The sequence below is a fragment of the Pseudomonas sp. PDM13 genome, assembly GCF_025685765.1.
GTDB lineage: Bacteria > Pseudomonadota > Gammaproteobacteria > Pseudomonadales > Pseudomonadaceae > Metapseudomonas > Metapseudomonas solani.
Map to the genome: position 1 here is coordinate 1 of NZ_JAOTQU010000013.1, position 26,366 is coordinate 26,366.

At 68.3% G+C, this 26,366-nt stretch carries 21 protein-coding genes; 9 read left to right on the forward strand and 12 right to left on the reverse strand.

Going from position 1 to position 26,366, the window contains the following annotated elements; genetic code table 11:
- Nucleotides 1-261 precede the first annotated feature (261 nt).
- From OEJ36_RS14790 to OEJ36_RS14805, 4 genes are all read left to right on the forward strand, one after another.
- Complete coding sequence (locus tag OEJ36_RS14790; protein WP_263402128.1) at nucleotides 262-693, forward strand: carboxymuconolactone decarboxylase family protein; 432 nt, start codon at nucleotides 262-264, stop codon at nucleotides 691-693.
- On the forward strand, nucleotides 693-1,571 hold the full coding sequence (sigJ, locus tag OEJ36_RS14795; protein ID WP_263402129.1) for an RNA polymerase sigma factor SigJ: 879 nt from the start codon (nucleotides 693-695) through the stop codon (nucleotides 1,569-1,571). Before OEJ36_RS14790 ends, sigJ begins: the two co-directional genes overlap by 1 nt.
- 268 nt (nucleotides 1,572-1,839) lie before the next feature.
- Nucleotides 1,840-3,495 (forward strand): VRR-NUC domain-containing protein, encoded by a 1,656-nt coding sequence (locus OEJ36_RS14800; RefSeq protein ID WP_263402130.1) that lies wholly within the window; start codon nucleotides 1,840-1,842, stop codon nucleotides 3,493-3,495.
- A complete protein-coding gene (locus OEJ36_RS14805) occupies nucleotides 3,492-5,753 on the forward strand; it encodes a helicase C-terminal domain-containing protein (RefSeq protein ID WP_411861014.1) in 2,262 nt (753 codons plus the stop codon). Before OEJ36_RS14800 ends, OEJ36_RS14805 begins: the two co-directional genes overlap by 4 nt.
- Before the next feature lie 57 nt (nucleotides 5,754-5,810).
- On the opposite strand, the gene OEJ36_RS14810 is transcribed toward OEJ36_RS14805, so the two are convergent.
- From OEJ36_RS14810 to OEJ36_RS14820, 3 genes are all read right to left on the reverse strand, one after another.
- Nucleotides 5,811-7,955 (reverse strand): 3-hydroxyacyl-CoA dehydrogenase NAD-binding domain-containing protein, encoded by a 2,145-nt coding sequence (locus tag OEJ36_RS14810; protein ID WP_263402132.1) that lies wholly within the window; start codon nucleotides 7,953-7,955, stop codon nucleotides 5,811-5,813.
- Nucleotides 7,956-8,115: 160 nt separating this feature from the next.
- Nucleotides 8,116-9,321 carry an acetyl-CoA C-acetyltransferase gene (locus OEJ36_RS14815; RefSeq protein ID WP_263402133.1) on the reverse strand — a complete coding sequence of 402 codons (1,206 nt, stop codon included), beginning with the start codon at nucleotides 9,319-9,321 and terminating at the stop codon, nucleotides 8,116-8,118.
- A gap of 545 nt (nucleotides 9,322-9,866) precedes the next feature.
- Nucleotides 9,867-10,754, reverse strand: coding sequence for an AEC family transporter (locus OEJ36_RS14820; RefSeq protein WP_263402134.1), 888 nt, complete (start codon nucleotides 10,752-10,754; stop codon nucleotides 9,867-9,869).
- Nucleotides 10,755-10,874: 120 nt separating this feature from the next.
- Between OEJ36_RS14820 and OEJ36_RS14825 the strand changes: the two genes are divergently transcribed.
- From OEJ36_RS14825 to OEJ36_RS14840, 4 genes are all read left to right on the forward strand, one after another.
- Entirely contained in the window at nucleotides 10,875-11,231 is a 357-nt protein-coding gene (locus OEJ36_RS14825) for a rhodanese-like domain-containing protein (protein WP_263402135.1), read from the forward strand.
- A complete protein-coding gene (locus OEJ36_RS14830; RefSeq protein WP_263402136.1) occupies nucleotides 11,231-12,025 on the forward strand; it encodes a cytochrome c in 795 nt (264 codons plus the stop codon). Before OEJ36_RS14825 ends, OEJ36_RS14830 begins: the two co-directional genes overlap by 1 nt.
- Before the next feature lie 90 nt (nucleotides 12,026-12,115).
- Nucleotides 12,116-12,559 carry a hypothetical protein gene (locus OEJ36_RS14835; protein ID WP_021217205.1) on the forward strand — a complete coding sequence of 148 codons (444 nt, stop codon included), beginning with the start codon at nucleotides 12,116-12,118 and terminating at the stop codon, nucleotides 12,557-12,559.
- 22 nt (nucleotides 12,560-12,581) lie between these two features.
- Nucleotides 12,582-15,404: a DUF4132 domain-containing protein gene (locus OEJ36_RS14840; protein ID WP_263402137.1), complete on the forward strand. Its 2,823-nt coding sequence runs from the start codon at nucleotides 12,582-12,584 to the stop codon at nucleotides 15,402-15,404.
- 367 nt (nucleotides 15,405-15,771) lie between these two features.
- On the opposite strand, the gene OEJ36_RS14845 is transcribed toward OEJ36_RS14840, so the two are convergent.
- From OEJ36_RS14845 to OEJ36_RS14860, 4 genes are all read right to left on the reverse strand, one after another.
- Entirely contained in the window at nucleotides 15,772-16,503 is a 732-nt protein-coding gene (locus OEJ36_RS14845) for a peptidase (RefSeq protein ID WP_263402138.1), read from the reverse strand.
- Between the two features lie 135 nt (nucleotides 16,504-16,638).
- Entirely contained in the window at nucleotides 16,639-17,442 is an 804-nt protein-coding gene (locus OEJ36_RS14850; RefSeq protein WP_263402139.1) for a transglutaminase family protein, read from the reverse strand.
- Nucleotides 17,439-18,389 carry an alpha-E domain-containing protein gene (locus tag OEJ36_RS14855; protein WP_263402140.1) on the reverse strand — a complete coding sequence of 317 codons (951 nt, stop codon included), beginning with the start codon at nucleotides 18,387-18,389 and terminating at the stop codon, nucleotides 17,439-17,441. Before OEJ36_RS14855 ends, OEJ36_RS14850 begins: the two co-directional genes overlap by 4 nt.
- Nucleotides 18,390-18,392: 3 nt before the next feature.
- Nucleotides 18,393-19,802, reverse strand: coding sequence for a circularly permuted type 2 ATP-grasp protein (locus OEJ36_RS14860; RefSeq protein ID WP_263402141.1), 1,410 nt, complete (start codon nucleotides 19,800-19,802; stop codon nucleotides 18,393-18,395).
- Nucleotides 19,803-20,197: 395 nt separating this feature from the next.
- On the opposite strand from OEJ36_RS14860, the gene ydcS reads away from it, so the two are divergent.
- Nucleotides 20,198-21,355, forward strand: a complete 1,158-nt coding sequence (gene ydcS / locus OEJ36_RS14865) for a putative ABC transporter substrate-binding protein YdcS (protein ID WP_263402142.1) — start codon at nucleotides 20,198-20,200, stop codon at nucleotides 21,353-21,355.
- Nucleotides 21,356-21,544: 189 nt separating this feature from the next.
- On the opposite strand, the gene OEJ36_RS14870 is transcribed toward ydcS, so the two are convergent.
- The 5 genes from OEJ36_RS14870 to OEJ36_RS14890 all read right to left on the reverse strand — a co-directional run bounded on the left by OEJ36_RS14870 (nucleotide 21,545) and on the right by OEJ36_RS14890 (nucleotide 26,278).
- Nucleotides 21,545-22,288 carry a type 1 glutamine amidotransferase gene (locus OEJ36_RS14870; RefSeq protein WP_263402143.1) on the reverse strand — a complete coding sequence of 248 codons (744 nt, stop codon included), beginning with the start codon at nucleotides 22,286-22,288 and terminating at the stop codon, nucleotides 21,545-21,547.
- 133 nt (nucleotides 22,289-22,421) lie between these two features.
- Nucleotides 22,422-22,763, reverse strand: coding sequence for a ribonuclease E inhibitor RraB (locus OEJ36_RS14875; RefSeq protein WP_021222644.1), 342 nt, complete (start codon nucleotides 22,761-22,763; stop codon nucleotides 22,422-22,424).
- 354 nt (nucleotides 22,764-23,117) lie between these two features.
- Nucleotides 23,118-23,879 carry an SDR family oxidoreductase gene (locus OEJ36_RS14880; RefSeq protein WP_263402144.1) on the reverse strand — a complete coding sequence of 254 codons (762 nt, stop codon included), beginning with the start codon at nucleotides 23,877-23,879 and terminating at the stop codon, nucleotides 23,118-23,120.
- A 1-nt stretch (nucleotide 23,880) separates the two neighbouring features.
- Nucleotides 23,881-24,819: an alpha/beta hydrolase gene (locus OEJ36_RS14885; RefSeq protein WP_263402145.1), complete on the reverse strand. Its 939-nt coding sequence runs from the start codon at nucleotides 24,817-24,819 to the stop codon at nucleotides 23,881-23,883.
- Nucleotides 24,803-26,278, reverse strand: coding sequence for a flavin-containing monooxygenase (locus OEJ36_RS14890; RefSeq protein ID WP_263402146.1), 1,476 nt, complete (start codon nucleotides 26,276-26,278; stop codon nucleotides 24,803-24,805). The genes OEJ36_RS14885 and OEJ36_RS14890 overlap by 17 nt, the downstream gene beginning before the upstream one ends.
- Nucleotides 26,279-26,366 lie beyond the last annotated feature (88 nt).

The following is a 26,366-nucleotide window of genomic DNA, read 5'->3' on the forward strand; positions in this document are numbered from 1 at the left end:
CAAGCGTTTTTGGTTCCTTTTTTGGCGACTGAAAAAAGGGACTCGCCCGGGGGGGCGAAACCAGAAGCGCCAACAAAACTCGGCAATCAGCTGGGCTCAAATCCTCTAGCAAAACTTAACGCAGACAGAACGAATCCATTCGCCCGCCGGGCTGTCCCCACCTCCCCCACAAGAATTATTTTCCCCACCACGTCACAACCCCACAGGCTGATCCGTCGAGTCATCAAAGGGGCCACTCCGGCTCCCTGACGGAGACGAAAGATGAGCGATACCCGCGCCGTGCGTTACGAACAGGAAATCCCCCAGGTGCTGGCCGTGCTGGGCAACGTCCATGTCGAGATGGACAAACTCGACCTGCCGCCCGCCCTGGTGCACCTGGTCCACCTGCGCGCCTCGCAGCTCAACGGCTGCGCCTTCTGCGTGCGCATGCACACCCGCGAAGCCCGTGAGGGCGGCGAGACCAGCGAGCGCCTGGACCGCCTGGTGGTGTGGCGCCATTCGGGGGATTTCAGCGCCGCCGAGAAGGCCGCCCTGGCCTGGACCGAAGCCCTGACCCGCATCGACGACGAGCGCGACTACCCTGTCCTGCGCCAGGCCTTGCGTGAGCACTTCAGCGAAACCCAGATCGCCGCATTGACCACCCAGGTGGCGATGATCAACCTGTGGAACCGGATCCAGGTGTCGAAACACTGATGCAGACCCTAACCAGCCTCGAGATCTTCCAGCGCAACCGCCCCCGCCTGCTCGGGCTGGCCTACCGCATCCTCGGCTCACGTGCCGACGCCGAGGATGCCTTGCAGGACTGCTGGCTGAAGTGGCGGGAAACCGACCCCACCAGCCTCGACAGCCCGGACGCCTGGCTGACCACCCTGTGTACCCGGCTGTGCATCGACCTGCTGCGTTCCGCGCAACGCAAGCGGGTGGACTACGTCGGTTCCTGGCTGCCGGAGCCCATCCACGGCCTGGCCGAGGACGGCCCCGGCGAGGAGGTGGCCCTGGCCGCCTCGCTGCAGACGGCGTTCCTGCTGGTGCTGGAGCGCCTGTCGCCGAAGGAGCGCGCCGCCTACCTGCTGCACGACATCTTCGAACGCCCCTATGCCGAGGTGGCCGGCATCCTCGCCGTGCAGGAGTCCGCCTGCCGCAAGCTGGTGTCGCGAGCGCGCAGCAACGTCGAGGAGGCACGGGTGCGCCATGTCACCCCGGTGGAGCGCCAGGAGCAGTTGCTAGCAGCCTTCCGCGACGCCATCGAGGGCGGCAACAGCAGCGCCCTCGCCAGCCTGCTGGGCGCCGAGGTGGAACTGCGCGCCGACAGCGGCGGCAAGGTCCCCACCATCCGCGAAACCCTGCATGGCCGCGAAGCGGTGCTGGGCTTCATCGAGCAGTCCCTGCGCCTGTACTGGGGCGAGTACCAGTGGCAGGAGACGGAGATCAACGGCAGCCGTGGCGTCATCCTCCGCCACGGCGACGCCATCGCCGCCAGCGTCTCCTTCGGCTACGACGAGAGCGGCGCGTTGCAGCAGATCTTCATCATGCGCAACCCGGACAAGCTGGCGGGGCTGGTTCTGCATTAGTGCACCACTTGTCGTTGCTCACTTTGGCTTTTGGGGGCGCATGACCTTCTAGGTGCGCGCGGCACACCCTACGCGGGGCTTCCTGCTCTTCGTAGGATGGGTAGAGCGGAGCGAAACCCATCAATGCGGAGGCACAGCGCCGCCCGCCAAGCGTTCGCGAGCAGAGCTCGCTCCTACGGAGAATGCCTCTCCGCTGATCGAAATCCCCTTGGGCGGCGGGGGTCGATAGCTGTATAAATAGCCAGCCATTCGCCCAAGCCGTTCCGCCATGCCCAGCGCCCTCGACGATCCCTTCTACTACCTGAACAACTTCCAGGCCGTGCTCGACTGGATCGGCGCCCGCTATGACGACCTGCTGGACGACGAGGAGCGCGGCTTCATCGTCGCCTTCGCCGGCCTGCCCAAGGCTTCCCGGGCGCTGCTGGTGCGCATGGTGATGCGCAAGGGCACGCTGTTCCGCGAGAGCAAGCTGGAGTACGCCGAGATCGGCCCCACCCGCGACGCCATGCTGCCGCTGGTGACACAGGGCTGGGTGGATGCAGCGCCCAGGCTGGAGCTCGCGCAGCTCTTCGCCCTGCTGCGCAAGCCGGAGATCGCCGCCTGCTTCGGCGCGCAACTGGGCCGCGCGGCCCTGCGCAAGGCCGACCAGCTCGCCCTGCTGCAACCCCTGTACCCCGAGGCGCAGCCCCTGGAGGCCTGGTGCCCGGCGCTGGACGAGCGCATCTACGCCCTGCAGCTCATGGCCCTGTGCGACCGCCTGCGGCTGATGTTCTTCGGCAACCTGGCCCAGGACTGGTCCGAGTTCGTCCTCGCCGACCTGGGCATCTACCAGTACGAGAAAGTGGAGCTGGATGCCGCCTCCCGAGGCTTCCGCCAGCGCGCCGATATCGATTTCTACCTGCACCTCTACCAGTGCCGCGAACGCTTCGAGGCCGGCGAGGCGCCCGCCGACGTGCTCGCCGACATTCCCCCAGCCCACGACAACCCCTGGTTGCAGAGCCGCCGCGCGCGCCTGTTGTTCCAGCTCGGCCAGCACTGCGAACGCCTGGGCGAATGGGCGCTGGCCCTGGAGATCTACGCCGGGTGCAGCTACCCCGGTGCGCGCATCCGCCGTATCCGTGTGCTGGAGAAGACCGCCGAATTCGACGAGGCCCACCGCCTCGCCCTGGACCTGGCCGCCGGCCCCCACAGCGAGGAGGAGCGCCAGCACCTGGCGCGCATCCTGCCGCGCCTGCAGCGCAAGCTGGGCCTGCCCAAGGCGGCGGCTCGCAAGCCGGCGCCGGTGCTGCGGCTGGACCTGCAGCTGCCCCGGGGCGAGGACTTCGTCTCGGTGGAGCACAGCGTCGCCCGGCACCTGGCGGACGAGCCGGGCCCGGTGCATTACGTCGAGAACACCCTGATCAATTCGCTGTTCGGCCTGCTGTGCTGGGAGGCGATCTTCCTGCCGCTGCCGGGCGCCTTCTTCCACCCCTTCCACGCCGCACCGGCGGACCTGCTGGCGGCGGACTTCCACGCCCGCCGCGCCGAGGCCTTCGCCGCCTGCCTGGCGCAGCTGGATGGCGACGCCTGGCAGGCCACCATCCGCCGCAACCACGCGGCCAAGTACGGCCTGCAGTCACCCTTCGTCTACTGGGGCGTGCTCGATGAAACCCTGCTGGAACAGGCCCTGCTGTGCCTGCCCGCCGCGCACCTGAAACTGTGGTTCCAGCGCCTGCTGCTGGATATCAAGACCAACCGCGCCGGGCTGCCGGACCTGATCCGCTTCTGGCCCGGGGAACGGCGCTACCAGATGATCGAGGTGAAGGGCCCCGGCGACCGCCTGCAGGACAACCAGCTGCGCTGGCTGGACTTCTGCGCCGAGCACCAGATGCCGGTCACCGTCTGCTACGTGCAATGGGCCGAAACCGAGGCCGCCCTGGCGTGAGCTACCAGGTGGCGGTGCGCGCGCTCTGCGAATTCACCGCCAAGTGCGGCGACCTGGACCTGCGCTTCACCCCCGCCCCCACCGCCCTCGAAGGCATGGCCGGCCATGCCCTGGTGACCGCGCGCCGTGGCGAGGGCTACCAGAGCGAAGTGGCCCTGGCCGGCGAGTTCCGAAACCTCAAGGTGCGCGGCCGCGCCGATGGCTACGACCCCGCGCGCAACCGCCTGGAAGAAGTGAAGACCCACCGCGGCGACCTGGCCCGCCAGCCGGCCAACCACCGCCAGCTGCACTGGGCCCAGGTGCGTGTCTACGGCTGGCTGCTGTGCCAGGAACGTGGCCTGGACGAGGTGGAACTGGCCCTGGTGTATTTCGATGTCGCCAGCCAGAAGGAAACCCTGTTCACCGAGCACGCCAGCGCCGCCGAGCTGCGCGTCTTCTTCGAGGCCCAGTGCCGGGCCTTCATCGCCTGGGCCGAGCAGGAGCTGGCCCACCAGGGCGTGCGCAACACGGCACTGCAGGCCTTGCGCTTCCCCCACGCGGCCTTCCGCAGCGGTCAGCGGGAACTGGCCGAGGCGGTGTACAAGGCCGCCAGCACCGGTTGCTGCCTGCTGGCCCAGGCACCCACCGGCATCGGCAAGACCCTGGCCACCCTGTTCCCCCAGCTCAAGGCCCTGGGCGGCGAGCGCCTGGAGCGCATCTTCTTCCTCGCCGCCAAGACACCGGGGCGCCAGCTGGCCCTGCACAGCCTGGCGACCCTGCGCGACAGCGTCGACGAGCTGCCCCTGCGGGTGCTGGAACTCACCGCCCGCGACAAGGCCTGCGAGCACCCCGGCAGCGCCTGTCACGGCGAGGCCTGCCCGCTGGCACGGGGCTTCTACGACCGCCTGCCGGCCGCCCGCGCGGCCGCCGCCGAGCGCCGCTGGCTGGACCGCACGGCCCTGCGCGAGGTGGCCCTGGCCCATGACGTCTGCCCCTACTACCTGGGCCAGGAGATGGCGCGCTGGAGCGACCTGGTGGTGGGCGACTACAACTACTACTTCGACCTCGGCGCCCTGCTCTTCGGCCTCACCCAGGCCAACCAGTGGCGTGTCGGCGTGCTGGTAGACGAAGCCCACAACCTGGTGGAGCGGGCCCGCGCCATGTACTCCGCCGAGCTGCGCCAGGGTGCGCTGAAGGCCCTGTGCAAGAGCGTGCCAGCGCCGCTGAAGAAACCCCTGGAGCGGGTGCAGCGCAGCTGGAGCGAACTGAACAAGGCCCAGGTGGTGGATTACCAGGCCTACGACGAACCGCCGCAGAAACTGCTCGGCGCCCTGCAGAGCGCAGTCACCGCCATCACCGACCACCTCGCCGAACAGCCCGGCGCACCGCTGGACCCCGAGCTGATGGCGTTCTATTTCGACGCCATGCATTTCGGCCGCATGGCCGAGCTGTTCGACCACCATTCGCTGTTCGACCTGAGCAAATACCAGGCGGGCAAGAGCAGCCGCTCCACCCTGTGCCTGCGCAACCTGGTGCCGGCGCCCTTCCTCGGCCCGCGCCTGGCCGGCAGCCGTTCCACGGTGCTGTTCTCCGCCACCCTCAACCCGCGTCGCTACTACGCCGACCTGCTGGGGGTGCCGGCCAACACGCCCTGGCTGGAGGTGCAGTCGCCCTTCGCCGCCGAGCAATTGCAGGTCCGCGTGGCACGGCGCCTGTCCACCCGCTACCAGCACCGGGCGCAGTCGCTGGAGCCCATCGTCGAGCTGATGGCCGACCAGTACCACGAGCGCCCGGGCAACTACCTGGCCTTCTTCAGCAGCTACCAGTACCTGGAGCAGGTGGCCGCGCTGTTCGCCGAGCGCCACCCCTTCATTCCCGCCTGGAGCCAGTCGCGGAGCATGGACGAGGGCGCGCGCACGGCCTTTCTCGAACGCTTCGCCGAGGGCGGACGCGGCATCGGTTTCGCGGTGCTTGGCGGGGCTTTCGGCGAAGGCATCGACCTGCCCGGCGAACGCCTGATCGGCGCCTTCATCGCCACCCTCGGCCTGCCCCAGGTCAACCCGGTGAACGAGCAGCTGAAGCAACGCATGGGCGCGATCTTCCAGGCCGGCTACGACTACACCTACCTCTACCCCGGCCTGCAGAAGGTGGTGCAGGCCGCCGGCCGGGTGATCCGCACCCAGGGCGACCGGGGCGTGGTGCACCTGATGGACGAGCGCTTCGCCCAACCCGAGATCCGCCGCCTGCTGCCCACCTGGTGGCAGGTGGAGCCGGGCTGAGCCCAGGAACGACAAAGCCGGCCCTGGGGCCGGCTTTGTGCTTACGCCATCAGGGAATCAGAAACCCTCTCCCTTGGCGGCCTTCTCCAGCAGCAGGGCCGGCGGCTCGAAGCGTTCGCCGTACTGCTCGGCCAGGTACTTGGCGCGGGCGACGAAGTCCTGCACGCCGTACTGGTTGATGAACTGCAGGGCGCCACCGCTCCAGGCGGCGAAACCGATGCCGAAGATCGAACCGATGTTGGCGTCGGCGGTGGAGTGCAGCACGCCCTCCTCCACACAGCGCACGGTCTCGATGGCCTGGATGAAGAGGATGCGGTCACGCACGTCTTCCGCCGGAATCTGCTTGTCGGCCTTCTCGAAGCGCGCCTTCAGCTCCGGCCACAGGCGCTTCTTGCCGCTGGCCGGGTACTCGTAGAAGCCACCTCCGGCGGCTTTGCCGGGGCGCTTGTACTCGTTGACCATCAGGTCGATCACGGCGAAAGCCGGGTGCTGCGGCAGCGCCTTGCCTTCGGCCTTGAGGTCGGCGGCGGTCTGGTTGCGGATGTGGGTCATCAGGCTCATGGAGACCTCGTCGGAGATCGCCAGCGGGCCCACGGGCATGCCGGCCTGGCGGGTCTCGTTCTCGATCATCGCCGCCGATACGCCTTCGCCGAGCATGGCGATGCCTTCGTTGGTGAAGGTGCCGAACACCCGCGAGGTGAAGAAGCCACGGCTGTCGTTGACCACGATCGGGGTCTTCTTGATCTGCAGCACGTAGTCGAAGCCACGGGCCAGGGTTTCGTCCGTGGTCTTCTCGCCACGGATGATTTCCACCAGGGGCATCTTGTCGACCGGGCTGAAGAAGTGCAGGCCGATGAACTTCTCCGGCTTGGCCACGGCAGCGGCCAGGCCGGTGATCGGCAGCGTGGAGGTGTTGGAGGCGATCACGGCATCGGCCAGTGCATGGGTTTCCGCGGCAGCGGTGACCTTGCCCTTGAGCTCGCGGTTTTCGAACACGGCTTCGATGATGAGGTCGCAGCCTTCGAAGTCGGTGTCATCCACGGTCGGCTTGATGCGGGCGAGGAAGGCGTCGCGCTTCTCGGCGCTCAGGTGGCCACGGGAGACCTTCTTGTCCAGCAGGCCGGCGGAGTACGCCTTGCCCTTCTCGGCGGCTTCGATGGAGACGTCCTTGAGCACCACCTCGATGCCGGCGGCGGCGGAGACGTAGGCGATGCCCGCGCCCATCATGCCGGCACCGAGCACGCCCACTTTCCTGGTTTCATAGCGGGCCGGGCCCTTGGGACGGGAGCTGCCGGCGTTGATCTCGTTCAGCTGGAACCAGAAGGTGCCGATCATGTTCTTCGCCACCTGGCCGGTGGTCAGCTCGGTGAAGTAGCGCGCCTCGATCAGCTGGGCGGTGTCGAAGTCCACCTGGGCGCCTTCGACGGCGGCGCACATGATCTTCTCCGGCGCCGGGAAGCAGCCCTTGGTCTTGTCGCGCAGCACGCTCGGGGCGATGGCCAGCATCTGGGCCACAGCCGGGGTCGACGGGGTGCCGCCGGGGATCTTGTAGCCCTTCACGTCCCAGGGCTGCACGGCGCTGGGGTTGGCGGCGATGAAGGCGCGGGCCTTGGCCAGCAGCTCGTCGCGGTCCTTGGCGATGTCGTGGATCAGGCCGGCCTTGAGGGCCTGGTCCGGGCGCACCTTCTTGCCTTCGGCGAGGTACGGCAGGGCCTTCTCGATACCCAGCAGGCGCACCATGCGCACCACGCCGCCGCCACCGGGGAGCAGGCCCAGGGTGACTTCCGGCAGGCCGAGCTGGACGTGGCTCTCGTCCACGGCGATGCGGTGGTGGCAGGCCAGGCAGATTTCCCAACCGCCGCCCAGGGCCGCGCCGTTGATGGCGGCGACCACGGGTTTGCCGAGGCTTTCCAGGCGGCGCAGCTGGCCCTTGATCTTGAGGATCATCTGGTAGAAGCCGTTGGCATCGGCCTTGGTGACCTTGATCAGTTCGTTGAGGTCGCCGCCGGCGAAGAAGGTCTTCTTGGCGGAGGTGACGATGACCCCGGCGATGGAATCCTTCTCGGCTTCCAGGCGGTCCACGGTGGCGCCCATGGCCTCGCGGTACACCGCGTTCATGGTGTTGGCGCTCTGGCCGGGCATGTCGATGGTCAGGACGACGATATTGTCCTGGCCCTTTTCGTAACGGATGGCGTCAGTCATTTTTTCAATCCCAATGTTCGGGGAGCGCATCAGGGACGTCGCGAGCGAAGGTCAGGCAAGGCGGAAATCGGAAGGGAGGCGGAGTTTACGCCTGTAAATGAGCATTCCCTGAGGATTTCCAACGCAGCCTGGCCGAGCGCAGCAGCCCCTGATAGCTCCTTCAGATGCGTTCAATGATGGTGGCGATACCCATACCGCCGCCCACGCAGAGGGTGGCGAGGCCATAGCGCAGCTGGCGCTTCTCCAGCTCGTCGAGCAGGGTGCCGAGGATGGCGCAACCGGTGGCGCCCAGGGGGTGGCCCATGGCGATGGAGCCGCCGTTGACGTTGACCTTCTCCTCCGCCACGCCCATGTCCTTCATGAACTTCATCACCACCGAGGCGAAGGCTTCGTTGACTTCGAACAGGTCGATGTCGCCCACCGCCAGGCCGGCCTTGGCCAGGGCCTTGCGGGTGGCCGGCGCCGGGCCGGTGAGCATGATGGTCGGGTCGGTGCTGGTCACCGCGGTGGCGACGATGCGCGCGCGGGGCTTGAGGCCCAGCTCCTTGCCCTTGGCGGCGGAGCCGATGAGCATGGCGGCGGCGCCGTCGACGATGCCGGAGCTGTTGCCCGGGGTGTGCACGTGCTCGATGCGCTCGACATGGCTGTACTTGCGCAGCGCGGTGGCGTCGAAGCCCATCTGGCCCATCATCTCGAAGCTCGGCTTCAGGGCGCCGAGGCCTTCGAGGGTGGATTCGCCACGGATGAACTCGTCATGGTCCAGCAGCACGATGCCGTTCTGGTCGGTGACCGGCACCAGGGATTTCTTGAACGAGCCGTCGGCGCTGGCACGGGCAGCCTTCTGCTGGGAGCGCAGGGCGAAGGCGTCGACGTCCTGGCGGCTGAAGCCTTCGAGGGTGGCGATCAGGTCGGCACCGATGCCCTGGGGCACGAAGTTGGTGTGCAGGTTGGTTTCCGGGTCCATGGCCCAGGCGCCGCCATCGGAGCCCATGGGGATGCGCGACATGGATTCCACGCCACCGGCCACCACCAGGTCTTCGAAGCCGGAGCGCACCTTCATTGCGGCGAGGTTGATGGCTTCCAGGCCCGAGGCGCAGAAGCGGTTGATCTGCTGGCCGGAGACGGTCTCGTCCCAGTCGGCCACCAGCGCGGCGGTCTTGGCGATGTCGGCGCCCTGGTCGCCCACCGGGGTCACGCAACCGAGCACGATATCGTCGACCTGGCTGGTATCCAGCTTGTTGCGCGCTTCCAGGGCCTTGAGCAGGCCGGCGATCAGGTTGACCGGCTTGACGCTGTGCAGCGCGCCGTCCTTCTTGCCCTTGCCGCGGGGCGTGCGCACCGCGTCGTAGATATATGCTTCGGTCATGGCGTTCTCTCTTGTCGTTAGGCAGACGGGCCAGCCAGGGGCCGACCGCTGTGGGCTTACCTTAGCGCCACGCGGGCCGCACTCAATGACCGAACTGCTCAGCGCCATTGACTTCTGCGCTCAGACGAACGGTCACCTGACTCCCAGGTCAACGCGATGTGTCTGGCTCAAGGGTTGCCATCCGCGGGCCCGGGGCGACTCGCGAACGGCGTTCTAAGCAGCGGGCTGTTGATCCCAAGCGTTCTAAAGGGCCGGGGAACCGGCCCCTAGAGTTGAGGTTGTCAGAGGTCGCTGCCGGGTTTTGCCGGGGCGGCTCTTCCACCCACCGCCAAGGAGGCGGCCACGCCGACCGGCAGGCCGTTCACGCCCGACGCATGGCGCCTCCAACAAAAACAAAGGCACAAGGCCATGTTCAAACAGCCGAAAATGCGGCAAGCGAGCCTCATCGTCTTCGCCACCACCGTCATCCTCATCCTCCCCAACCTGACCCGGCTGGTCAGCTGACAACGCGGGCATCGTCCTGTGCTGCGCACCGCGCCCTGCGGTCAACGCAGCGCAGGTAGCCACCAGGCCAGCAACAGCGGAATGGTCACGAACGACAACAGCGTCGAACACATCACCAGGCTCGCCACCTGCTCCGGCGAACGCCCGGCGCGCACCGCCAGCAGGTAGTTGAACACCGCCACCGGCATCGCCGACTGCATCACCAGCACGCCTAGGGTCAGCGGCTCCAGCTGCAACGCCAGCCCCACTCCCCAGCCCACGCCCGCACCGAAGAGGATGCGCAACGCACCCTGCAGCATGCCGCTGCCCAGGTGGCCGACGCGGATGCTGGCGAGGGACACACCCAGGGTCAGCAGCATCAGGGGGATGGTCATGCCGCCCAGCAGCTCGATGGTGTTGGCCAGCCAGCGCGGCAGCGTCAGGTCGAAGAGGATCAGCGGGATGGCCAGGGCCAGGCTGATGACGATGGGGTTGATGAACAGCTTCTTCACCGAGCGCTCGCTGCCCGAGAGCAGCAGCCCCAGGCTGAACTGCACCACCGCCAGGGCCAGGAAGAAACCCACCGCCAGGGCCAGGCCCTGTTCGCCGAACGCATAGAGCGCTACCGGCAGGCCCATGTTCCCGGAATTGGGGAACAGGAAGGCCGGCACCAGCACGCGCCAGTCCTGTTTCATGGCCCGGCTCAGGCCCAGGCCGATCACGCCCATCACCAGGGTGGTGAGCAGGCAGGCGAGCGCGATCTGGCCGAAGGCGTGCTTGTCGATTTCCGCCTGGCTGAGGGTGGAAAGCACCAGGCTCGGCGTGCCGACGTTAAGAACCAGACGAGCGATAAAGTCTGTTGGGTAATTCTGCCCGGAGCGTGCCCAGGCATAGCCGATGCCAGCAGTGATGAGGATCGGCGCCATGACGGCGAACAGCGCGGCCAGCATGGCCCGCTCCTTAACCCGGAGGGTCGTGAAATGACGGAAAGGCCCGATCCTAACGGCTGGCGAAGGTCCGCGGCAATTGTGCTAGGGTCCAAGGGTTCTTGTTTTTCAGGGAGTTACACCATGCGCAATCTGCTCGCCACACTGGCCCTTTCCCTCAGCCTTCCCGCACTCGCCGCCGATGTCGACCAGGCAGCGGCGCTGGAAGCACTGAAGCAACCGGGCGCTGTGCTGATCGACGTGCGTACGCCGGAGGAAATCGAGGCAGGAGCCTTGCCCGGTGCTCGTTACATCGGCTTCGAAGACATCGGTACGAAAATCGCGGAACTGGCACCGGACAAGCAGACCCCCATCGTCCTCTACTGTCGAAGCGGTCGCCGCTCCGGCATCGCCCAAGACGATCTGCGTGCCAGGGGCTACACCAATGTGCAGAATGCCGGCGGCTACACCACCCTCAAGCCGATTCTGGACAAGCCCTGATGCGCCACCTGCTGTTCTGCCTGCTGTTGCTGACCCCCACCCTGCACGCCGCCGAGCTGCTGCTCGAATTGCCCGGCGGCACACAGCGCTGGGACAGCGCCAGGCTGCTGGCCCACCCCCAGGCGCGGGATATCGAAGTACCCGCCGACGTCGCCTACAAGCGCACCATGCATTACCGCGCCCTGCCCCTGGCGGCGTTGCTGGACGGGGTCGAACCCGGCCAGCACCTGCAGGCGGTGGCGCTGGATGGGTTCGCCGCCGAATTGCCCGCCACGCCCCTGCTCGCCGAGGATGGCGCCCGGGCCTGGCTGGCGGTGGAAGACCCGGGCAAGCCCTGGCCGCCATTGGCCAAGGGCAAGCCCAGCGCCGGGCCCTTCTACCTGGTGTGGACGGACCCGCAGGCCGGCGGCATAGGCCCGGAACAGTGGCCCTTCCAGGTGGCGAAATTCCGCTACCTGGCTTCGGTCGCCGAGCGCTTCCCCGCGCTGCTGCCGGCGAGCGATGCGGGCGCCGACATCCAGGCCGGCTTCGCCCAGTTCCAGAAGAACTGCCTGGCCTGCCACCGCCTCAATGGCGCCGGCGACGCCCAGTTCGGCCCCGACCTCAACCTGCCCTACAACCCCACCGAATACTTCGCCGCCGGCTTCCTCCAGCGCTACATCCGTGACCCGCAGGCCATGCGTCGCTGGCCGCAAGGGCGCATGCCCGCCTTCCCGGCTGCGGTGATCGACGACGCGCAGCTGGAGCAGCTGGTCGCCTACCTGCGCCACATGAGCGGCCGCAAGACGCCGTGACGGCCCTCACGGACGGTGGCGGCCGGGCTTCTCCGCCAACCGCGCCGGCGCTACGCTCTCCCACCTGAACCGCCGGCCGGGAGAGCCAGCATGAGCACCGAGCTCCACGTCGAAAGCCTGGTCCTGCGCGGGGCCCGCAACGAGGCCCTCACCCCCGACCTGAACCTGCACCTGGACGCTTCCCGGCTCACCCTGGGCGAACTGATCCGCCGGGTGGTGCTACATGTCGTGGCCGAGCAGACCACCGAGCGCTGGCTGGACCGCCTGCAGGCCAGCAGCGGCCCCGGCTACCTCAGCGAAGAAGACATCCGCCACCAGTCCGCCCGGGGCGCCATCAAGCTGCGCACCCAGGTGCCCGGCGCCCCGCGGATCGACGCCGAAGCCGAGGTGCAGCGCGCCCTGGATGGCTTCCGCCAGCGCCGCTACCGCGTCCTCCTCGACGGCCAGATGCTCCACGACCTCGACCACTCCCTCGACCTGCCCGCCCAGGCCCGGCTCACCTTCCTGCGCCTGGTTCCCCTGGTGGGTGGTTAAGCCCATGACGAACGGACTCCCCATGCAGCATTACCAAGCCGACACCCGCCAGCAGGCCCGCATCGCCCTGCTCGATGCCTTCCTCGACCGCACCCTGGATGCCCTGCCCGAGCGCGACGCCCTGCTGGCCGAAGACGGCTACCAGCACCCGTTCTGGGACGAGGTCGACGGCCTCGCCCTGGCCGACGCCTTCCTCGCCGAAGCAGGCCCCGACGGCCAGCCCGCCCTGGTGGATGCCCTGGTCTTCCCGCGCATCTGGGGTCATGACGAGACCGAGCACCTCTACACCCGCCAGCGCCTGGCCCAGATCGCCAGCCACGCGGGCGTCACGGCGCACCCCGGCGCCTATGGCTTCCAGGCCCTGGAACGGCGTGTGCGGCACATGCTGACCCAGGCCTTCGAAGACAGCGACTACGCCCTGCAACCCGGCTTCAAGGCCCAGGCCCACTGGCACTACCCCACCGGCGCCTGGGTCACGCCCGACCTGGAGGAATGCCTGGAGCTGCTCGCCGGCTACCCCGTCGACGGTGCCTGGCTGGACTTCGCCCAGTGGCTGCTCGGCGGCCAGTGGGACCGCCCCAGCCCCGCCGAAGACGCTTACTACCCTCGCCTAGCCGAGGTCTACCAAGGCAAGGCAACGGAGGCCATCCGGCGCTTCGCCGTGGCCCTGGCCGAAGCCGGCCGTCTGGATGCGGCCCTGCACGAGCGCGCGGTGCACACCTGGGCCGACAGCCTGTGCACGCTGCCACCCCGGGTCGAAGGCGACAGCACAGGCGAACAGCGGCTCGATGCGCTCAACGCCGAACGGGTGGAGCGCGCACTGGCTCAGCTGCCGGAAAGCGCCACCTGGTTGCACAGCCTGGTCGGCGACCGAGGCACCTCCAGCCCAGGCTGGCTGCTGGCCGGCGTGCGCGAGCTGTCGCGCCTCGACCTGGAGCCGGACGCCCTCGAAAAACACTACGAAAACCACCTGGGCCGGGTACTGACCGCCCTGCTCGACGTCGGCCAACTGGAAAAGGACGACGAGGCCGAATTGGCCAAGCAGCTCGCCGGCTTCCCCCGCGCCAGCCTGCTCACCGCCCTGCCGTTCAGCGGCGCGGCCAGCGAAGCCGTGCTGGACGCCCTCGGCTGGAGCGACCTGAAGCCCCTGCAGCGCCTCTACCTCGACCTGGCGCTGGCCATCGACCACAGCGGCCGCCTGGTCGAGGACCTGCAAAGCAGCGATGACCCGGAGCTGGGCGTGGTGGACCGCCCTGCCCTGCAGGCCGCCCTGGACCAGGCCGACGCAGGGCACCTGGCCGACTACCTGGCCACCCTCGACGGCACGCCCTGGGCCTTCCCCAATACCCGCCTGCTGCTGGACGCCTTCCGCGGCCTGGACCGCAAGGCCCTGGAGAAGAAGCTGCAACGCCACGCCCAGGCCGTCCTGCGCGCCTACGGCCTGCTGCCTCTCAGCGGCACAGAGGAGACCCGCGAGCGCTACCTGGCCCTGAAGCGTTATCACCGCGAAGTGGAACGCTACGGCGCCGAGCGCCAGGCCAACTCCCAGGCCGCCATCCAGGCCGGCCTGGAGAACCTCGCCCGCACCGCCGGCTATGGCGACGCCACCCGGCTGGAATGGGCGATGGAAGCGGAGATCGCCGAACAGACCCCGGACCGCCTGCACCTGGACGGTTACGACCTGTGGCTGGAGTTGCAGGGCCTCAACCCGGTCATGGTCGCCAGCAAGGGCGGCAAGCGCCTGAAATCGGTGCCCGCCGCCCTGCGCAAGCACGAAGGCCTGGCCGAGCTGAAGACCCTGCAAGGCCGCATGAAGGACCAGATCCGCCGCTTCCGCGTGACCCTGGAAGCCATGATGGCCCGGGGCGAAGCCCTGGAGCCGACGCAGCTGCGCCAGCTGCTGCGCATGCCGGCGGCGCGCCTGCTGCTGGACCACCTGGTGCTGCGCGACGGTGACGGCCTGCTGGGCTGGCTGGACGGCGACGCCTTCACCCTCTGCCCGCTGGCGGGGCCGGCCCGTGCCATCGATGGCCCGCTGCTGATCGCCCACCCCCTGCACCTGTTCGAAGCCGGGGCGCTCTCCGCCTGGCAGCAGGCCCTGGTGGCCCAGCGCCGGGTGCAACCGTTCAAGCAGGTGTTCCGCGAGCTGTACCTGCTGACCCCGGCCGAACGGGAAAACGGCCTGAAGTCCCTGCGCTTCGCCGGCCATGTGCTGCGCAGCGCCGTGGCCGCGCGCCTGCTGCGGGCCCGGGGCTGGACCACCCACGACGGCGAGGAGGTGTTCCGCAATTGGGGCCAGGGCCTGTACGCCTTCCTCAACTTCCCCGATGCGCAGCGCTACCTGCCCCTGACCGAAGCCATCACCCTGCGGGAGGTGGAGTTCGTCCGCGACCGCGCCGCCCTGCCCCTGGAGGACGTGCCGCCGCTGCTGTTCTCCGAAACCCTGCGCGACGCCGACCTGATCGTCTCGGTGGCCTTCACCGGCGAGACCGCCAGCCACGCCGGCAGCGCCGAGACCATCCAGCGCCGCGCCGAGCTGGTACAGGCGCTGGTCGGCGACCTGGGGCTGGCCAATGTGCGCTGCGAAGGCCACCACGCCCACATCACCGGCAGCCGCGCACGCTACCGGCTGCACCTGGGCAGCGGGGTCATCCACATCGAGCCGGGCAACTACCTGTGCATCGTCCCGGCCGGCAAGCCGGCGGATGACCTCTACCTGCCCTTCGCCGACAGCGACGCACGCACCAGCGAGATCATCAGCAAGCTGTTCCTGCTGCTGGACGACAGCGCGATCGACGACCCCAGCATCCTCGAACAGATCCGCCGCAGCGAGGTGCCGGCCTAAGGAAAGGCCCAACCCGTAGGAGCGAATTCATTCGCGATAGAAGCCGGCACCCCGCCCGCCCCTTTCGCGGCTGAAGCCGCTCCCACAGCCACTGCCACAGGTTGGCGCCGAGCGCAGCGAGGCCCAACAGGGCGATGTTCGGCCTCGCACCGTTGGGCTTCGTACCTCAGCCCAACCTACGGTCCGTAGGGCGGGTGAAACCCGCGTGGCCTCGTGCACGGTCCTTGTCGGGTTGCACCCGACCTACAGGCGACCACAACCGGTGCCACAGGTTGGCGCCGAGCGCAGCGAGGCCCAACAGGGCGATGTTCGGCCTGTAGGGGCGAATTCATTCGCCCACTCTTTCGCGCCGCCCGTGGCCTCGCCGTCAGACGTTGTACGCCGCCGGTGGCGCCGGCAGCTTCTCCAGCACTTCGTGCAGGCCGGCGGCCCATTGGCGGCGTACGCCCACGTAGTACTCGTCGTCTTCGGTGACGCGGTAGCCGGCGGGGAGGATCAGGCTGTCGGTGTGGTAGACCAGCAGGTCCAGCGGCATGCCCACCGAGAGGTTGCTTCGGATCGTGGAGTCGAAGGAGACCAGCGCGCAGCGCAGGGCCTCTTCCAGGCTGGTGTCGAACTCCAGGTTGCGGTCGAGGATCGGCTTGCCGTACTTGCTCTCCCCCAGTTGCAGGAAGGGTGTGTCCTGGGTGGCCTGGATGAAGTTGCCCTGGGGGTAGATGCTGTACAGCGCCGGCGGGCTGCCGACGATCTGCCCGCCCACCAGGAAGGAACAGGTCAGGTCGGTATTGCCTGCCAGCGGCGCGCCGTCGCGGGCGACCACCTCGCGGATGGTCTCGGCCACCAGGGCGGTGGCGTCGTAGAGCGTCGGCACGCTGTTGAGGTTGGGCAGGCTGCCGCCCAGGCGCTGTTTGAGCAGGTTGACCACCGACTGCGAGGTGGCCAGGTTGCCGGCGGTCTGCAGCACGATCAGGCGTTCGCCCGGGGTGCCGAAGGTGAAGAGCTTGCGGAACGTGGCGATGTGGTCGATGCCCGCGTTGGTGCGCGAGTCGGACACGAACACCAGGCCATCGGCCAGGTGCATGGCAACGCAGTAGGTCATGGTTCTCTCCCGTTTCTTGTGCGCTCCCCGCCTGTGCCCGCGCCCTGCGCTTCGGCATCACCGGCCCGTGCCTGCCGGGATGGCAGGCGGGCAGTCAAACGACCGGTGGTGCGGCGTGAAGTCCTTTGACGCGTGTTACTGCTGTTCCTGGACCATCAGCAACGGCGGCACGGCGATGTCCGCCCGTGCATGCATCTGCTCGCCGCCGCCACGGCGCATGCCGCGTACCGGGCAGGCATCCAGGTAATCCAGGCCGACCGCGAGCTTGAGGTGGCGCTCGGGGCGGGACAGGCGGTTGGTGACGTCGAAGCTGTACCAGGCATCGCCCAACCAGGCTTCCGCCCAGGCGTGGCTGACCAGGTGGGCGCTTTGCTCCTTGTACAGGTAGCCGGAGACGAAGCGCGCCGGCACGCCCAGGCTGCGGGCGCAGGCGAGGAAGGCGTGGGTGTGGTCTTGGCAGACGCCCGCGCGGCCGGCGAAGGCCTCGGCGGCGGTGCTGTCCACGGCGGTCACGCCGGTCTTGTAGTCGATGTGTTCGTGCAGCGCGTCCATCAGCGTGATCAACCCGCTGCGCTCGGGGCGCGGCTGGCAGTGGGCGCGAGCGAAGGCACGCAAGGCCTCGTCCGCCGCGGTCAGGCGGGTGGAGCGCAGGAAGGGCAGCGCCGGGAGCTTGTCGTGCTCGGCTTCGCTGTGCTCGTCGATCTCCACCTGGCCCCGGGCGCCGATGACGATGGCTTCGTGGGGTTCGTCCAGGGTCAGCACGTGGAGGATGTTGCCGTAGGGGTCGATCTGCGCGCGCACCGGGCGTGGCAGGTCGAGCTGCCAGCTGAGGATGTGCTGGCGCTCGCTGTCGTGGGGCGTCAGGCGCAGGTACTGGATGCTCGCGCGAACCTGGTCGTCGTAGCGATAGGTGGTTTCGTGGCGGATGGAAAGTTTCATACGGCCTCCAGATAAGAGCTGTGAATCGCCCTGGCCAGCTGGCGCACCAGCAGGATGAAGTCGGTGAGCCAGCCGTGCAGGCCCTCACCCAGGATTTCGTCGATACCCGTGTAGCGCAGGCGTGCATCCAGTTCGGCGGCCAGGCGCTGGGCCGGTCGGCCGTTCTCGCCGGGCAGGCTGGAGAGGATCAGGTTGAGCTCCTCCATGCAGGCCCGCAGGGAGCGCGGCACGTCCGGGCGCAGCAACAGCAGCTCGGACACCTGGCGCGCGCCGGGCGAGCCACGGAAGACTTCCGTGTACGCCTCGAAGGACGACAGGGCACGGAGCAAGGCGCTCCACTGGTAGTAGCCGCGCGCGGAGGTATCGCTGACCTCCTCCGCCTCCTCGCCGAGCATCTCGTAGCGGGCGTCGAGCAGGCGCAGCGTATTGTCCGCCCGCTCTATGAAGGTTCCGAGACGGATGAAGCGGTAGGGGTCGTGGCGCATGATGGTGCCGAAGGTGGCGCCGCGGAACAGGTGCGAACGCTCCTTGACCCACTCGCAGAAGCGCTTGATCCCGTAGCGCCCCAGGCCCTCGCCGGCGATGCCGCGCATCTCCAGCCAGGTGGCGTTGATGTTCTCCCACATGTCGGCGGTGATGCGGCCGCGCACGGCATGGGCGTTGGTGCGGGCGGCGCCCAGGCAGCTGTAGATGCTGGCCGGGTTTTCGGCGTCGAGGGCGAAGAAGTGCAGCATGCGCTCGGCGTGGAGCTGCCCGTGGCGCGCCAGGTAGGCGTCCAGGGTGCCGGTGATCAGCAGCGGCATGGCCAGTTCTTCCAGGCCATCGCCACGGCCGTCCTGGGGCATCAGCGACAGCGAGTAGCTGACGTCGAGCATGCGCGCGAGGTTCTCGGCGCGCTCCAGGTAGCGCGACATCCAGTACAGATCGGAGGCAGTACGGCTCAGCACGGGTCAGTCCTCCACGATCCAGGTGTCTTTGGTACCGCCGCCCTGCGACGAGTTGACCACCAGCGAGCCCTCGCGCAGCGCGACACGCGTCAGGCCACCCGGCACCAGGCGCGTTTCGCGGCCGGAGAGGACGAACGGGCGCAGGTCGATATGCCGCGGGGCGATGCCCTTCTCGACGAAGGTCGGGCAGGTGGAGAGGCTCAGCGTGGGCTGGGCGATGTAGGCCTCCGGGCGTGCCTTGAGGCGTTCGCGGAAGGCTTCGATCTCGGCCTTGGTGGCGGCCGGGCCGACCAGCATGCCGTAGCCGCCGGAGCCCTGGGTTTCCTTCACCACCAGTTCCGGCAGGTTGGCCAGCACGTGGGACAGCTCCTCGGGCTTGCGGCACTGCCAGGTGGGGACGTTGGCGAGAATCGGTTCCTCGTCGAGGTAGAAGCGGATCATGTCGCCGACGTAGGGGTAGACCGACTTGTCGTCCGCCACCCCTGTGCCGATGGCGTTGGCCAGCACCACGTTGCCGGAGCGGTAGGCCGCCAGCAGGCCGGGCACGCCGAGCATGGAATCCGGGTTGAAGGCCAGCGGGTCGAGGAAGGCGTCGTCGAGGCGGCGGTAGATCACGTCCACCGGCTGCGGGCCGGAGGTGGTGCGCATGTAGACGCGGTCGTCGCGGACGAACAGGTCGGCGCCCTCCACCAGCTCCACGCCCATCTCGCGGGCAAGGAAGGCGTGCTCGAAGTAGGCGCTGTTGAAACGCCCCGGGGTGAGCACCACGACGCTGGGGTTATCCAGCGGGCTGGAGCTCTTGAGGGTCTCCAGCAGCAGGTTCGGGTAGTGGTCGATGGGAGCTACGCGCTGGGCCGAGAACAGCTCGGGGAACAGGCGCATCATCATCTTGCGGTCTTCCAGCATGTAGCTGACGCCACTGGGAGTCCGCAGGTTGTCTTCGAGCACGTAGTAGGTGCCGTCGCCGTCGCGCACAAGGTCCACGCCGGCGATATGGGCGTAGATGTCGCGGTGCAGGTCCAGGCCCTGCATGGCGATCTGGTAGCCCTCGTTGGCCAGCACCTGCTCGGCCGGGACGATGCCCGCCTTGATGATGCGCTGGCCGTGGTAGAGGTCGGCGAGGAACATGTTCAGCGCCTTGACGCGCTGGATGCAGCCCCGTTCGACGACGCGCCACTCGCTCATGGGGATGGAGCGGGGAATGGTGTCGAAGGGGATCAGGCGCTCGGTGCCCTGCTCGTCCCCGTAGAGGGTGAAGGTGATGCCTGCCCGGTGGAACAGCAGGTCGGCTTCGCGCCGCCTCTGGGCAAGCAGTTCCTCGGGGGTCTCGGCCAACCAGCGGGCGAATTCCCGGTAATGCGGACGACAGTCGCCGTTCGCGTCATACATTTCGTCAAAAAAGGTGCGGGCCATGCCGGACTCCTTGTCACCACCGACCATCTTGCAGTCGCAAGCCTCGTGCCAGCGACTCAACCCTATACGTATCAATGACTTGCACCCAGCCACTCGCCACCGCGCACTGCCTTGGTGCAGGCGGGAGAGCGGAACGGTGGCTACCGCCCCGTTTGGCGGCGATACGAATTAGGACGGGGGCCTGCGCGTACTTGTTCCCTATTTCTTCGCTTATCGCGAATGCGCCCACGCAAGCAGTCTAGGACACCCCCGCGCGCCTGCCCGGTGCCGTCGGTAACCGCGCTTGTCAGGCCATAGGCCCCGAACTACGCTGCCTTGAGCACCTCCCGCCTCAAGGCCCGCCCCTCCGGCGTCCGCCGCCCAGGCTCCGCCCGCAGCCGCAACAGGAGTCGACCATGCCTTTCATCCGGACCACCCTCCCGGCCTTCGCCTGCGCCAGCCTGTTGCTCAGCGGCGCGCTGCAGGCCGCCGAACCCCTGAAGCAGCTCGGCGAGGGCGAAGGCGCGCTCGACATCATTGCCTGGCCCGGCTACATCGAGCGCGGCGAAACCGACAAGGCCTACGACTGGGTCACCGCCTTCGAGAAGGACAGCGGCTGCAAGGTCAACGTGAAGACCGCCGCCACCTCCGACGAGATGGTCAGCCTGATGGCCAAGGGCGGCTACGACCTGGTCACCGCCTCGGGCGATGCCTCCCTGCGCCTGGTGGCGGGCAAGCGCGTGCAGCCGATCAACACCGCGCTGATCCCCAACTGGAAGAACCTCGACGACCGGCTCAAGGATGCGCCCTGGCACAGCGTGGCCGGGCAGCACTTCGGCACGCCCTACCAGTGGGGGCCGAACGTGCTGATGTACAACACCCAGGTGTTCCCCAAGGCGCCGACCAGCTGGAAGGTGGTGTTCGAGGAAACCACCCTGCCCGACGGCAAGAGCAACAAGGGCCGCGTGCAGGCCTATGACGGCCCCATCTACATCGCCGACGCCGCCCTTTACCTGCGCACCACCCGGCCCGAGCTGGGCATCGGCGACCCCTATGCACTGAACGAGGAACAGTACGCCGCCGTGATCGCCCTGCTGCGCGGCCAGCAGCCGCTGATCCACCGCTACTGGCACGACGCGACGGTGCAGATGAGCGACTTCAAGAACGAAGGCGTGGTCGCGTCGGGCTCCTGGCCCTACCAGGTCAACGCCCTGCGCGGCGACAAGCAGCCCATCGCCTCGACCATTCCCGTGGAAGGCTCCACCGGCTGGGCCGACACCACCATGCTGCACGCCGAAGCCAAGCACCCCAACTGCGCCTACAAGTGGATGAACTGGTCCCTGGAGCCCAAGGTGCAGGGCGATGTGGCCGCCTGGTTCGGCTCGGTGCCGGCGGTGCCCAAGGGCTGCAGCGGCAGCGAACTGCTCGGCGCCGGCGGCTGCGCCACCAATGGCTACGACCAGTTCGACAAGATCGCCTTCTGGAAGACACCCCAGGCCAAGTGCGGCGACGGGCAATGCGTGCCCTACAGCCGCTGGACCCAGGACTACATCGCGATCATGGGTGGGCGCTAGCGTTCACGCCCACAAGAGCGGCGGCGCTGCGCGCCGCTTGGCGAATGAATTCGCCCCTACAGGGTCTGCGCCTGATGTAGGTCGGGTGCAACCCGACAATGGTGCGTAACGCCGCGGGTTTCACCCGCCCTACGTTCAGCCCACCTGAACCCAGCCGTAGGGTGGGCTTCAGCCCACCGGAACCCAGCGCTAGGCGCTCAAGGCGGGGGCCATGCGCAGGGGCTGATCCTGGAAGGCCAGGTCCAGCCAGCGGCGGTAGAACCCCTCCGCCACCCCGTGCAGCGCCTCCACCTTGGCCGGCAAGTCGGTGAGCATGCGGCCCCTGGCCTGCTGGCTGGGCTGGGTCTCGTCGAGCAGGTGGGCCCAGTCGGTCAGCCAGAGCTGTACCAGCTCCTCGGTCATTTCCGGGTGGCCTTGCAGGGCCAGCACCTTGTCACCCCAGGCGAAGCCCTGGTTCGGGCACCAGGGGCTGTCGAACAGCCACTGGGCGCCGCTGGGCAGGTCGAAAGTGTCGCTGTGCCACTGGTAGACCGGGAACTGCATGGGCAGGTGCGCCACCCAGGGGTTGCCCACTGCCAGTGCGCGTTTCTCCAGGGGCTGCCAGCCGATCTCGGTGTAGGGCATGCGATGCACCGCGGCACCCAGGGCCCGGGCCAGCAACTGGCCACCGAGGCAGTGGCCGATGATGGGGATGTCCCGCGCGATGAAATGCCGTAGCGCTTCGATTTCCGCCTCGATCCAGGGCAGTGGGTCGTTCACGCTCATCGGCCCGCCCATCACGGCTACCGCTTTCGGGCGGTCGAGGTCATAGCCCTGCAACTCGCCCTGGTCCACGCGCAGCACCGTGAAGGCCCGCTGCTCCGCGTCCAGCAGGCTCGCGAGGTGGCCGGGCGGGCAGAAATCCGCGTGGGTAAGAATCAGGATATCGGTCATGTGAACCCTCCGTTTCCGCAGTCTGAGGCAAAGCCCGTGCCGAGGTCGAGTCAGGAAAATGTAAGTTTTCCGACTGCGGAAACGACACCGGCCAGCACGAGGCTGGCCGGTGATTGCACAAGGGAACGGGAATTCAGCGCGCGGGCGCCGCCAATTCCTGGGTCACGCCCCATCCATCCAGGGTTCCGCCCAGTGGTACGACCAGCTCCTCCAGGTCGTGCTCGAAATCACCGATACCGGAATGGGTGGCATACATGACCTTGCTCACCTGCAGGTGCCATGCCCCGTCGTCACGGGGGGAAACCTGGGCATTCAACCACTCGCCACTGAATTTTCGCGCCGCCATCCGGGCCCGGTCCTCGTCGGGGAAGATGGCGTAGAACTCGATGGGGTGCACACGGGCGAAATCGAAACCGCCCTCTTTCATGCGGCGCAGAACATTGCTGCTGACGTCATCGTGGAAGGTTGTGCTCATGGTTACGACCTCCTCTCTGGCGATTGATGAGTTTCGCTTGTAGACGGCCGAAGGATTCGGCCTCGCGACGCCCGGCGGCGCCGCCACGGGGCTGCCCCACGGACATGGGACAGGGCCCTGGCCAGGCCCGCGAAAGCGGAACCGGCCGCTGCTTCAGCTCACGCACAACGATCTACTGCATCAGAATGCAGGGTAGCGTCAGCTCGGCCGGTCTGCCCGCCGGAGGGCGAATTTTCCCGCCCCCGGCACGACGGGCGGCACGGGAGTGGCGCCGGGCGAGCGCTCCATAGAACCTCACCCCGCGCCCGTTCTCCGGGCTTATCGCCAACCCGGCGTGCAGGCCCTCGGCGTGCCCTATTCCCGGCTCAACCAACCCATGATCAGGCGGCTGATCCAGGGCGGCGACACCTGCCCGGACCAGTACATCAGCTTGAACAGCGCACTGATGGGCCGGTGCACGGCGGCGCCATGGGCCTGCTGCCAGGCCGCCTCGGCAACGTCCTCGGCCTTGAGGTTGACCCCCAGGCGGCGCAGGGTCGGCGGCTCGAAGCGCTGGCTCTCGACCATGGGCGTGCGCACGAAGGGTGGCATCAGGTCGCCGACGCGGATGCCATGGCGGCGCCATTCCAGCTCCAGGCCCTCGGTGAAGCCGCGCACGGCGAACTTGGAGGCGGAGTAGCTGGCCATGTGCGGCGTGCCATAGAGGCCCGAGGCCGAGCCCATGTTGATGACCTGGGCGTCGGCGGTGGCCTTGAGGTAGGGAAAGGCGGCGTGGGTCATCTGCACCAGGCCCAGCACGTTCACCGCGAGGATGCGCGCGTGCTCGGCCATGTCGATCGCCTCGAAGTGGCCGAAACGCAGCAACCCCGCGCAGTTGAACAGCAGCCGCAGCTGGCCGTCGTGGCACCCGCAGAAATCCGCCAGGGTGCTTTCGACGGCAGCCAGGTCGGTGACGTCCAGGGCCTGGTGCCAGAGCCCGCCCAGCTCGGCGGAGAGTTCCTCCAGGGGCTGCGGGGCGATGTCCAGCAGGCCCACCGTCCAGCCCTTCTCGTGGAACAGCCGCGCGGTGGCCCGGCCGATGCCGGAAGCGGCCCCGGTGATCAGGATGTTGTGCATCTCAGGCCCCCTCGCCGCTGCGGGCACGGATGAAGGCGAGGATGCTGGCCAGCGCCTGGTCGGCGGCGCGCAGCATGCCGGCGTGGGCCTGGAACACGTGCCACAGGCCGGGGTAGCGCTCCAGGCGCACCGGCACTCCGGCCGCCCGCGCGACGTCGGCCAGGCGCAGGCTGTCGTTGAGCAGCAGTTCGTCCTCGCCCACCTGCACCAGGATCGGCGGCAGGCCGGCCAGGTCGGCGTAGATCGGCGACAGGCCGGGGTCGCGACGGTCCAGCCCCGCCGGGGCGTAGAGGCTGATGGCCTGCTCCATCCACAGCGGGTTGAGCAGCGGGTCGCCCGCCGGCGGCTGGTGCATCTGCTCGCCGCTGAAATCGGTGACCGGCGACAACAGCACCAGCCCCGCGGGCTGCGGCAGCCCCTGGCGCGCCAGCTCCAGGGCGGTGATCAGGCTGAGGTTGCCCCCGGCGGAGTCGCCGCCGATGAAGATGCGCTCGCTGGCGTAGCCCTGGGCCAACAAGGCACGGTAGGCGGCTACGGCATCCTGGCGGGCGGCCGGGAACGGGTGCTCGGGCGCCAGGCGGTAATCCAGCGCGCAGACGGCGAACCCGCCCCGCCGCGCCAGGGTGGCGGTGATGGCGCGGTGGGTGGAGGCGGCGCCGATCAGGAAGGCGCCGCCATGCAGGTAGAGCAGCACGCTGCCGTTGTCGCTTACCGGGCGGTGCCATTCGCAGGGCACGCCGCCGAGGCTGTCGCGGCTGCGGGTGACGCCGCGCATCGACACGGGCGTGGCCGTCAGCGCGCGGATCACCGCCCGCTGCCCGGCGATGGGCATCGGCGGGCGCACCAGGCCCCGGAACAGCACCCGCAAGCCCCCGCGCAACACCGCACGCAGCAGCGGCTGGCCGGCATCGGGGGCGATGAAATCAACGGACGCATTCATAGTGGTCGAGCTCCGGTTGGCGGGTCTGTTGGCGGTAGGTCAGGGTGAAGCCGGGCCAGTTGTTGGTGTTGCGGCCATCGGCGGTCTTGTACCAGCTGTTGCAACCGCGCTCCCACACGGTATGGCGCACGGCGTGCTGCAGCTTGTCGTTGAAGCGACGCTGCACCTCGGGCTTGAGGTCCATGTAGCGCAGGCCGTCGCGCTTCAGCGCGTGCAGGCAGCCGAGCACGTAGGCGAACTGGCTTTCCAGCATGTAGAGGATGGAGTTGTGCCCCAGGTTGGTGTTCGGCCCGTAGAGGATGAACAGGTTGGGGAAGCCGCTGACGCTGATGCCCAGGTAGGCTTCGGCGCCCTCGCGCCAGGCCTCGTTGAGGTCGCGCCCGCCACGCCCGTGAATGCTCATGGGGGCGAGGAAGTCGGTGGCGGCGAAACCGGTGCCGTAGATGATCGCGTCGACTTCGCGCTCGCGACCATCGGCGGTGAGCACACCGCGTTCACTGATGCTGGCGATGGCCTGGTCCACCAGCTCGACGTTGTCCTGGGCCAGGGCCGGGTAGAAATCGTTGGAGATGAGGATGCGCTTGCAGCCCAGTGGGTAGTCCGGCTGCAGGCGCCGGCGCAGCTCGGGGTCGCGGATGCCCCGCGCCAGGTGCAGGTGGAAGCTCAGGCGCATGGCCTTCATCAGCGGCGGGAACACGGTGAAGGCCAGGGCCCGCGCCTCGTGCTGGACGTACTTGAGCAGGCGGTCGACCTTCTGCAGCGCCGGCAGGCGCTTCATCAACGCCAGCTCCCAGGGGCGGTAGGCGCGGTCGGGCTTGGCGATCACGTAGGCGGCAGAGCGCTGGAACAGGTGCAGCTGCGCCACCTTGCGGGCGATCTGCGGCACGAACTGGATGGCGCTGGCACCGGTGCCGATCACCGCCACGCGCTTGCCGGCCAGGTCGTAGTCATGGTTCCAGCGCGCCGAATGGAACACCTCGCCGCTGAAGTTCTCGATGCCGGGCAGGCGCGGCACCGCCGGGCGGTTCAGCTGGCCGCAGGCACTGACCAGGGCCTGGGCGCTGAAGTGCTCGCCCGTCGTGGTCTCCACCCGCCACAGCGCCGCCGCCTCGTCGAAGCTGGCGGAGGCCACCTCGGTGGCGAAGCGGATGCGCCGGCGCAGGCCGTGGCGCTCGGCGCACTGCTGCTGGTAGGCGTGGATCTCCGCCTGGGGCGCGAACTTGCGCGACCAGTCGAGCTTGGGCTCGAAGGAGAAGGAGTAGAGGTGCGAAGGCACGTCGCAGGCCGCGCCGGGGTAGGTGTTGTCGCGCCAGGTACCGCCCAGGTCGTCGGCCTTTTCGAGGATGAGGAAATCCTCGATGCCGCATTGCTGCAGGCGGATGGCCAGGCCGAGGCCGCCGAAACCGGCCCCGATGATCAGCACGCGCAGGGGCGCCGGGTGCTGGGGATTGTTATTCATTGTTATCTCCCATGCTCGCCGCAACCGCCGGTGGAGCTGAGCCGCCCGGCGTGCGGATGAACGGATGCTAATGCGCGGCAGCGACCGC

What these genes read in the sequence shown, in the direction of transcription:
- OEJ36_RS14790 (WP_263402128.1), top strand. Translation starts at nt 262, where the DNA reads ATGAGCGATACCCGCGCCGTGCGTTACGAACAGGAAATCCCCCAGGTG.
- OEJ36_RS14800 (WP_263402130.1), top strand. Translation starts at nt 1,840, where the DNA reads ATGCCCAGCGCCCTCGACGATCCCTTCTACTACCTGAACAACTTCCAG.
- OEJ36_RS14815 (WP_263402133.1), bottom strand. Translation starts at nt 9,321, where the DNA reads ATGACCGAAGCATATATCTACGACGCGGTGCGCACGCCCCGCGGCAAG.
- OEJ36_RS14885 (WP_263402145.1), bottom strand. Translation starts at nt 24,819, where the DNA reads ATGAATGCGTCCGTTGATTTCATCGCCCCCGATGCCGGCCAGCCGCTG.
- OEJ36_RS14890 (WP_263402146.1), bottom strand. Translation starts at nt 26,278, where the DNA reads ATGAATAACAATCCCCAGCACCCGGCGCCCCTGCGCGTGCTGATCATC.
- OEJ36_RS14835 (WP_021217205.1), top strand. Translation starts at nt 12,116, where the DNA reads ATGAGCACCGAGCTCCACGTCGAAAGCCTGGTCCTGCGCGGGGCCCGC.
- OEJ36_RS14860 (WP_263402141.1), bottom strand. Translation starts at nt 19,802, where the DNA reads ATGGCCCGCACCTTTTTTGACGAAATGTATGACGCGAACGGCGACTGT.
- OEJ36_RS14850 (WP_263402139.1), bottom strand. Translation starts at nt 17,442, where the DNA reads ATGAAACTTTCCATCCGCCACGAAACCACCTATCGCTACGACGACCAG.
- OEJ36_RS14810 (WP_263402132.1), bottom strand. Translation starts at nt 7,955, where the DNA reads ATGACTGACGCCATCCGTTACGAAAAGGGCCAGGACAATATCGTCGTC.
- sigJ (WP_263402129.1), top strand. Translation starts at nt 693, where the DNA reads ATGCAGACCCTAACCAGCCTCGAGATCTTCCAGCGCAACCGCCCCCGC.
- OEJ36_RS14830 (WP_263402136.1), top strand. Translation starts at nt 11,231, where the DNA reads ATGCGCCACCTGCTGTTCTGCCTGCTGTTGCTGACCCCCACCCTGCAC.
- OEJ36_RS14875 (WP_021222644.1), bottom strand. Translation starts at nt 22,763, where the DNA reads ATGAGCACAACCTTCCACGATGACGTCAGCAGCAATGTTCTGCGCCGC.
- OEJ36_RS14870 (WP_263402143.1), bottom strand. Translation starts at nt 22,288, where the DNA reads ATGACCGATATCCTGATTCTTACCCACGCGGATTTCTGCCCGCCCGGC.
- ydcS (WP_263402142.1), top strand. Translation starts at nt 20,198, where the DNA reads ATGCCTTTCATCCGGACCACCCTCCCGGCCTTCGCCTGCGCCAGCCTG.
- OEJ36_RS14845 (WP_263402138.1), bottom strand. Translation starts at nt 16,503, where the DNA reads ATGACCTACTGCGTTGCCATGCACCTGGCCGATGGCCTGGTGTTCGTG.
- OEJ36_RS14840 (WP_263402137.1), top strand. Translation starts at nt 12,582, where the DNA reads ATGCAGCATTACCAAGCCGACACCCGCCAGCAGGCCCGCATCGCCCTG.
- OEJ36_RS14880 (WP_263402144.1), bottom strand. Translation starts at nt 23,879, where the DNA reads ATGCACAACATCCTGATCACCGGGGCCGCTTCCGGCATCGGCCGGGCC.
- OEJ36_RS14820 (WP_263402134.1), bottom strand. Translation starts at nt 10,754, where the DNA reads ATGCTGGCCGCGCTGTTCGCCGTCATGGCGCCGATCCTCATCACTGCT.
- OEJ36_RS14825 (WP_263402135.1), top strand. Translation starts at nt 10,875, where the DNA reads ATGCGCAATCTGCTCGCCACACTGGCCCTTTCCCTCAGCCTTCCCGCA.